Origin of the sequence: Streptococcus sp. 2154 (assembly GCF_013277255.1) — a bacterium.
GTDB classification, from domain to species: domain Bacteria; phylum Bacillota; class Bacilli; order Lactobacillales; family Streptococcaceae; genus Streptococcus; species Streptococcus pseudopneumoniae.
Map to the genome: position 1 here is coordinate 1 of NZ_VMMK01000094.1, position 1,280 is coordinate 1,280.

The 1,280-nt window shown below is 41.4% G+C and carries 1 protein-coding gene; it reads left to right on the forward strand.

Translation table 11 applies throughout. From position 1 onward, the window contains the following. Nucleotides 1-70: 70 nt before the first annotated feature. On the forward strand, nt 71-1,280 hold a 1,210-nt coding region (locus tag HT693_RS11550; protein WP_172925202.1), incomplete at its 3' end, for an IS1380-like element ISSpn5 family transposase.

Sequence of the window (1,280 nt, forward strand, 5' to 3'; positions counted from 1 at the left end):
ACAAGACAAAAAAGAGGTTACCCTTTATGGTATAAGTGTAGAAAAAAACACAAAAAGAAAGGAAACTCACATGAACAGTTTACCAAATCATCACTTCCAAAACAAGTCTTTTTACCAACTATCTTTCGATGGAGGTCATTTCACCCAGTATGGTGGTCTTATCTTTTTTCAGGAACTTTTTTCCCAGTTGAAACTAAAAGAGCGGATTTCTAAGTATTTAGTAACGAATGACCAACGCCGCTACTGTCGTTATTCGGATTCAGATATCCTTGTCCAGTTCCTCTTTCAACTGTTAACAGGCTATGGAACGGACTATGCTTGTAAAGAATTGTCAGCTGATGCCTACTTTCCAAAATTGTTGGAAGGAGGGCAGCTTGCTTCACAGCCAACCTTATCCCGTTTTCTTTCCAGAACTGACGAGGAAACAGTCCATAGTTTGCGATGCCTCAACCTTGAATTGGTCGAATTCTTTTTACAGTTTCACCAGCTAAACCAACTCATTGTAGATATCGATTCTACCCATTTCACAACTTATGGCAAGCAAGAAGGTGTTGCTTATAACGCCCACTATCGTGCTCATGGCTATCATCCTCTTTATGCTTTCGAGGGGAAGACAGGTTATTGTTTCAATGCCCAGCTTCGTCCTGGTAATCGTTATTGTTCTGAAGAGGCAGACAGCTTTATCACACCTGTTTTCGAACGGTTTAATCAACTTCTCTTTCGAATGGATAGTAGCTTTGCGACCCCAAAATTATACGATTTAATTGAAAAAACAGGGCAATACTACCTCATAAAACTCAAGAAAAATACTGTTCTGAGCCGTCTTGGAGACCTTTCCCTCCCTTGCCCACAGGATGAGGACTTAACCATCTTGCCCCACTCCGCCTACTCAGAAACTCTCTATCAAGCAGGATCTTGGTCGCACAAGCGTCGTGTCTGCCAGTTCTCTGAACGAAAAGAAGGAAACTTGTTCTACGATGTTATTTCTCTCGTTACAAATATGACGAGTGGAACAAGCCAAGACCAGTTTCAGCTTTATCGTGGACGTGGTCAAGCCGAGAATTTCATCAAGGAGATGAAGGAGGGATTTTTTGGTGATAAAACGGATAGTTCAGCCTTAATCAAAAACGAAGTTCGTATGATGATGAGTTGTATCGCCTACAATCTCTATCTTTTTCTCAAACATCTAGCTGGAGGTGACTTCCAAACTTTAACAATCAAACGCTTCCGCCATCTTTTTCTTCACGTGGTAGGAAAATGTGTTCGAACAGGACGCAAGC